Genomic DNA, 6116 nt, shown 5'->3' with positions numbered 1-6116 from the left:
CACCGAGCCAGGCGAACACGAGCGCAGCAGTCACTTCCGCAAGCTCGCGCTCCAGCCGGTCACCCGAGTCGACCTCCCCCCGCTTCGAGAGCGTCTCGACCGCATCCCCAGCCTGGTCCGGTCGATAGCGGCGACGGTGGGCGAGGCGGGGGACGGCCTACGGTTCACTCCCGGGGCACTGTCGGCGTTGGCGCGCCGTAGGTGGACCGGCAACATCAGCGAGCTCCGCGAAGTCGTGGCGACCGCGATCCGGCGGCGGTCCGCCGGCGACATCACCGAGCACGACATCGACAGTTCCCACACCGGTTCGGATTTGCGCTTGACTAGGCTCGAGCTGGCCGAGCGGGCAACGATCGAGAGCGTGCTCAGCCAATGTGGCGGCAACAAAAGCGAGGCGGCAGTCGAGCTCGGCATCAGCCGCACGACGTTGTACAAGCGAATGCGGGCATTCGGTATGCCGGGCTGACCGCTCGCACCAACCGGTGTTCGCACAGCGAACGCCTAGTCGCCGAACTGTACAGAAGATGAACAGTCAGATCTCGTGAGCTGCGTCACTATTGTTCTATGACTGTGACAGATCATCCCCATTTGTTCATCGGTGGCGACTGGATTTCTCCGAAATCTCGCTCCCGGATTCAGGTCGTGTCGGCGAGCACCGAGGAGCCGATCGGGTCAGTTCCCGAAGCAAACGAAGCCGACGTCGACGCCGCAGTAGCGGCGGCGCGCGCAGCCTTCGACGACCCGCAGGGTTGGAGTGCTTGGAACCCCGCCCAACGTGGTGCAGCGCTCAGTTCTCTGGCCGATCAGCTCGAGTCTCGTTCCGAAGAGATGGCACGCACCGTGGCGGCACAGAACGGCATGCCTGTGGCAATCGCGCGCCAGCTCGAGGCGGGCTTTCCCGTCGCCGTGATCCGCTACTACGCCAACCTTGTCCGGTCGGCGACCTTCGAGGAATCTCACCCGCATCTACTGGGTGGAACAACGACCGTCCGCCGTGAACCGATCGGCGTAGTGGGTGCCATCGCACCGTGGAATTTCCCGCAGACCCTATCGGCGTTCAAGCACGCCCCGGCACTCGCTGCCGGCTGCACCGTTGTACTTAAACCCTCGCCGGAGACGGTGCTCGACTCAGTGGTCTTCGCAGAAGCTGTTGCTGCATCGGACATTCCGGCCGGTGTGATAAATATCGTGCCCGGCGGTCGCGATATCGGTGCCTACCTGGTTTCCCATCCAGGCATCGACAAGGTCGCCTTCACAGGCTCCACCGCCGCCGGCCGATCCATCGCAGAAACCTGTGGTCGGCTGCTGCGCCCGGTCACCCTCGAGCTCGGGGGTAAATCCGCAGCGATCATTCTCGACGACGCGGACCTAGACCTCGGCTCGATAGGGGAGCAGCTCTTCGGAGCAACGCTGCTCAACAACGGTCAAACCTGCTTCCTCGGAACGCGAATCCTCGCCCCGCGCAACCGCTATCACGAAGTAGTCGGAGTCTTCGAGGCCCTTGCCAGCTCTCTGGAAGTCGGTGACGCCTTGAACGATTCGACCCAAATCGGCCCCATGGCAAGCGAGCGCCAACGCGCCCGAGTCGAGGGATACATAGCCAAGGGCCTCGGTGACGGTGGCCGGTTGGTGACCGGCGGCGGTCGACCCTCGGGCCAGAACAAGGGTTGGTTCGTCGAACCCACAGTCTTCGCCGATATCGACAACAAGCACGCAATTGCGCAGGAAGAGATCTTCGGTCCAGTCCTGTCGATCATCCAGTATGACAACGATGATGACGCGGTACAGATTGCCAACGACTCCGACTACGGACTCGGTGGCACCGTCTGGACGAGCGACCCGGACCGCGGTCTCGAGGTAGCCCGACGCGTGCGAACCGGAACCATCGGCATCAATAGGTATCTACCCGACCCCAGTTCGCCCTTCGGCGGAATCAAAGACAGCGGCATCGGGCGTGAGCTCGGACCCGACGCGCTCGGGAACTTCCAGAATTTCAAATCGATCTACAGCTGAAGGACACCTCACGATGACATCAACGGAGAAAAAGCTCGGCTACAAATGGATCGCCGAGTACCGCGAGAGCCTCGATCCGTACACCGACTATGAGGAGATCTGGAAGCTCTCCACGTGCTACTACGTCAATGACTTCATGATGAACTTCCTGTACACGACCGGCTTTCCCCACTTCATTCTGCCGCCCCACGGCGGGGAGGTCATGTACCGCGGAGGTGCAGGAAAGGCGGTAAAGAACGGCAACAGACGCGAGACCGACACCGCTGATCACTTCTGGCGTTGGTTCGAGTTCGGACCATCGGACCTGAAGACCCAGCAGTCCGTCAAACAGGTCAACTCGATCCATCAGGGAATCGCCAAGCGCTATCCAGGTCGATACACCATGCTCGAAGACTTCACGTACACGATGTGCTGGATCGGTGCCGATATGCACCGTCTGCGAATCCGAGTGGGGCTATCCGGGTACACCGAGAAGCAACAGATCGCCACACATCTGTACTGGCAGGAAATCGCGAAACTGTTTCGCGGCGAAAACCCCGGCCAAGACCCGAGTGTCAGCCCACCGGCGTTCGACGCACCCATCACCGACTTCCCGACGAGCTTCGACGGAATGCTCGAATACATGGAACGTTACGAAGCAATCGACTACCCGTTCACCGAGGCCGGCGCTGCAACGTGCGAGGTCATCTTGGATCAGTTCGCCGAGAAATGGTTTCCGAAGGGAACGAGATTCCTGGGTCGCAAGATGATTTTGTCTTTGCTGGACGAGGCTCCGCATCGGGTACACCGACTGCCTTACCCCAGCGCCCTGACTCGATGGACGATGGAAAAAGGGCTCGCCGCCGTGATGTTTGCACAGGAGAAGATTCTGCCGGATCCGAAAATCACTACCCCGGAGAAGCATCGACGGGCCAAGAAGCGTGAGCTCGCCGCTGTATAGCGCTGCGCAGAGCGAATCTTCCCGCGGCGGGATGTTCGCTCTGCGCAGTACCGAGCTTTCTGACTTACCTACGGATGACCGCAGTGTTCTCGGACGAGCATTTCGCATCCTCGGCGCGTTCACCTGCGACCGCCCGAGTCTGACCTTGTCCGAGGTGAGTCGCCGCACCGACATTCCCCTGGCCACCGTGCACCGTCTGATCAACCAACTGGTCGACAACGCAGCACTCGTGCGGAATTCGGACGGGACCTACGAATTCGGTGTCAGAATGTGGGAGATGGGCGCGCTCGCGCCACGTGCGCACGGGCTCAGACAGGTCGCACTCCCGTTCCTCGAGGACTTGTACGAAGCCACCCACCAGAACGTGCAATTGGTTGTGCGAGAGGGCCTTCACGCATTGTGCATCGAACGCATCGCTGGTCACCGTTCGGTTTCGGTCGTCAGTCGCGCCGGCGGCAGGCTACCTTTGCATGCCTCCAGCGGCGGGCTGGTTGTGCTCGCGCACTCCGGGTCCACAGTGATCGATCGAGTCGCCGACATGGAGTTGAAGCAATTCACTGCCGACACCATCGTCAGCAGGGCCACATTGCTACACACGCTGGACATGATCCGCCGCGACGGACACGTCGTGTGCCGAGAACACTTGTCGATGGGTTCGGTATCGGTCGCAGCACCGATACGATCCGCAAACGGGCAAGTGGCGGCCGCTATTTCGGTGATCTTGGACAAACGAACCGATCCGACACCACTCATTCCGGCTCTGCGTGCGGCGGCGAACGGGATATCTCGACGCCTCCCTCGATCGTGAGACAACGCGGTACTGTCCGACGCATCACTGCAAAAGCCTGCGGAGGGCGACGTGTCACGTGTTTCCACCGGTGAGTCGGTACTCGAGCGCGGCGTGCGGATCGTGGAGTCGTTCGGGCTCGACGACCGCACCCTGACAGTGGGCGAAATAGCGCGACGATCCGGCCTGCATGTTGCTACAGCTTCTCGCCTGATCGAGGAGTTGGTGAAGGCAGGGTGGCTCGAACGCGACGGACGGCAGGTACGTGTCGGTGTTCGCTTGTGGGAGGTCGCTTCCCGAGCGTCGCCCACTGTCGGGTTACGCGAAGCCGCGATGCCCTTCATGGAGGATTTGCACGTCGTGACCGGCCATCACACGCAGCTCGGAGTGCTCGAGAGCGACGAAGTTCTGTTCGTCGAGCGACTCTCGTCACCAGGTGCGGTGGTCAACTACTCCCGCATTGCCGGGCGACTCCCTCTGTATGCATCGTCCTCAGGGCTCGTTCTCCTGGCGCACGCCTCGACGGCCTTGCAGGAGAAGATCATCAACGGACCTATGACGGCGTACACAGCCGAAACGCTGCACACTTCCCGTCGGTTACGAACGGCCTTGGCCGAAATTCGCAGACAGCAGTATGCGTTTTGCGCGGGACACATCTATCGAGAAACCACCGGTATCGCCGTCCCGGTACGAGATGCGGAGGATGTGGTGGTAGCAGCGGTATCGGTCATAGTCCCCAACGACGACAACGCGCGGACGTTGATCCCCCTCCTTCAGGCCGCCGGCCGAGGTGTCTCACGTGTGATGTCGTCCGGCTTCCGCCCAGCCCAGTGATGCACAACACATAAAGTCTCTCAATGATTGAGATGCCTGTAGCGGACGGGCACCCTCTGGCCGGATTCTCAATAGAGACGAGATCAAAGGAGCACCGATGCCCATCAGCCCTGCCCCGCACGTTGTTTCTGTCGAGGGACCCGACGTACTTGCAGATTCAACCTTGCGCGTGACCGCGAAAGAGCCCATGTCGGAGGGGGTCGTCGCACTGACGTTGCACCATCCCGAAGGTCGCCGATTGCCGGACTGGGCACCCGGGGCGCATATAGACCTCATGCTCGCGTCGGGGGTGACACGTCAGTATTCGCTGTCCGGGGATCGGTGGGATCCGTACAGCTATCGAATCGGAGTGCTGCGCGAAACAGCTGGGCGTGGTGGGTCGGCGTACGTCCACGATGTTCTCGAGGTGGGTGATGTCGTTGGAGTAGGGGGACCACGCAACAACTTTCCGCTGGTGCCTGCACCGCAATATCTGTTCATCGCCGGCGGAATCGGCATCACCCCGTTGATACCGATGATCGCCCAGGCCGAGTTGATGGGCATCGAGTGGACGTTGCTCTACGGCGGGCGCACGCGTAGCTCTATGGCATTCCTCGGCGAACTCTCCCGTTACGGCGATCGCGTTGTGGTGGCACCGCAGGATGAGGTGGGCCTTCTGGACTTGCCGACTTGGCTCACCGCCGCCGGGGCCAGCGAAACCAAAGTGTATGTGTGCGGGCCCGAACCGCTGCTCAATGCCGTGGAGAGGTGCTGCCAGCAGTGGCCGGTGGGCAAACTGAGGATGGAGCGATTTGTTCCCAAAGAACAGTGCGCACCGGTTCGCACGAAGTCGTTCGAACTCGAACTTGCGCGCAGCGCGATCACCATCACAGTTTCTCCGCAGGCCAGTGTGCTCGACGCCGTGCAGAAGGCCGGCGTGAACGTGCTGTCGTCGTGCCGTGAGGGCACGTGCGGAACTTGCGAGACCACCGTCCTGGCGGGCGAGCCCGATCATCGGGATTCGATTCTTGACGACGCAGAGCGCGACAGTGCTGACTGCATGTTCATCTGTGTGTCGCGTTCGTGTTCGGACCGACTCGTTCTCGACCTCTGAATAACGCACTCTCCAAAGGATATTGGTTATGACAACATTCGCATCTTCCATCGACGTCCCGGTCAGTCATGCCGATCCGTTCGGGCTGGACGTACTCGAGAATCCACTACCGTTTCAGGCCGAGCTGCGTGACGCGGGACCGGTGGTCTACCTCGACAAATACGACGTCTTCGCGATGGGCCGCTACGAGCAAGTCCACGCCGCGCTGACCGACTGGCAGGGTTTCCAATCAGCCGCCGGCGTGGGGCTGAGCAACTTTCGCTACGAGAAGCCATGGCGTCCAGCGAGCCTTCTCCTCGAGGCCGACCCTCCCCATCACGACGCACCACGCGCTGTTCTCAGCAAAGTTCTCGGGCCTCGCGCGCTGACGAAGCTGCGCACCTCGTGGCTGGTCGACGCAGAAATACTCGTCGATCAGGTACTCGACTCTCAGACCGAATTCGACGCAG

6 protein-coding genes and 1 pseudogene are annotated in these 6116 nt (G+C 61.3%); all 7 read left to right on the top strand.

The annotated features are described in order from the left end of the window. Positions 1–466 (top strand): helix-turn-helix domain-containing protein (locus A2J03_RS00310; RefSeq protein WP_331712347.1); only part of this gene is annotated, 466 nt, incomplete at its 5' end. Positions 467–564: 98 nt separating this feature from the next. Next, the gene (locus A2J03_RS00305) at positions 565–2013 is read left to right on the top strand and encodes an aldehyde dehydrogenase (RefSeq protein ID WP_068368123.1); all 1449 of its coding nucleotides are present in this window, start codon (positions 565–567) and stop codon (positions 2011–2013) included. Positions 2014–2026: 13 nt separating this feature from the next. After that, positions 2027–2953, top strand: a complete 927-nt coding sequence (locus tag A2J03_RS00300) for a hypothetical protein (RefSeq protein ID WP_068368122.1) — start codon at positions 2027–2029, stop codon at positions 2951–2953. A gap of 31 nt (positions 2954–2984) precedes the next feature. Next, the gene (locus A2J03_RS00295; protein ID WP_068368127.1) at positions 2985–3761 is read left to right on the top strand and encodes an IclR family transcriptional regulator; all 777 of its coding nucleotides are present in this window, start codon (positions 2985–2987) and stop codon (positions 3759–3761) included. Positions 3762–3812: 51 nt separating this feature from the next. After that, positions 3813–4574 (top strand): IclR family transcriptional regulator, encoded by a 762-nt coding sequence (locus tag A2J03_RS00290; RefSeq protein ID WP_068368120.1) that lies wholly within the window; start codon positions 3813–3815, stop codon positions 4572–4574. Positions 4575–4671: 97 nt separating this feature from the next. Continuing rightward, positions 4672–5667 (top strand): PDR/VanB family oxidoreductase, encoded by a 996-nt coding sequence (locus A2J03_RS00285; RefSeq protein ID WP_068368118.1) that lies wholly within the window; start codon positions 4672–4674, stop codon positions 5665–5667. Positions 5668–5695: 28 nt separating this feature from the next. Further along, positions 5696–6116: pseudogene (locus tag A2J03_RS00280) on the top strand (cytochrome P450); the annotation flags it as partial.

Source organism: Rhodococcus sp. EPR-157, from assembly GCF_001647195.1.
In the GTDB taxonomy this organism is placed as follows: domain Bacteria; phylum Actinomycetota; class Actinomycetes; order Mycobacteriales; family Mycobacteriaceae; genus Rhodococcoides.
Note: the sequence above shows the minus strand (reverse complement) of the source record. Positions and strands in the feature narration are given on the sequence as shown.

Excerpts from the sequence above, each read along its gene's own strand:
- A2J03_RS00305 (WP_068368123.1), top strand. The coding sequence starts at position 565 with ATGACTGTGACAGATCATCCCCATTTGTTCATCGGTGGCGACTGGATT.
- A2J03_RS00300 (WP_068368122.1), top strand. The coding sequence starts at position 2,027 with ATGACATCAACGGAGAAAAAGCTCGGCTACAAATGGATCGCCGAGTAC.
- A2J03_RS00295 (WP_068368127.1), top strand. The coding sequence starts at position 2,985 with ATGTTCGCTCTGCGCAGTACCGAGCTTTCTGACTTACCTACGGATGAC.
- A2J03_RS00285 (WP_068368118.1), top strand. The coding sequence starts at position 4,672 with ATGCCCATCAGCCCTGCCCCGCACGTTGTTTCTGTCGAGGGACCCGAC.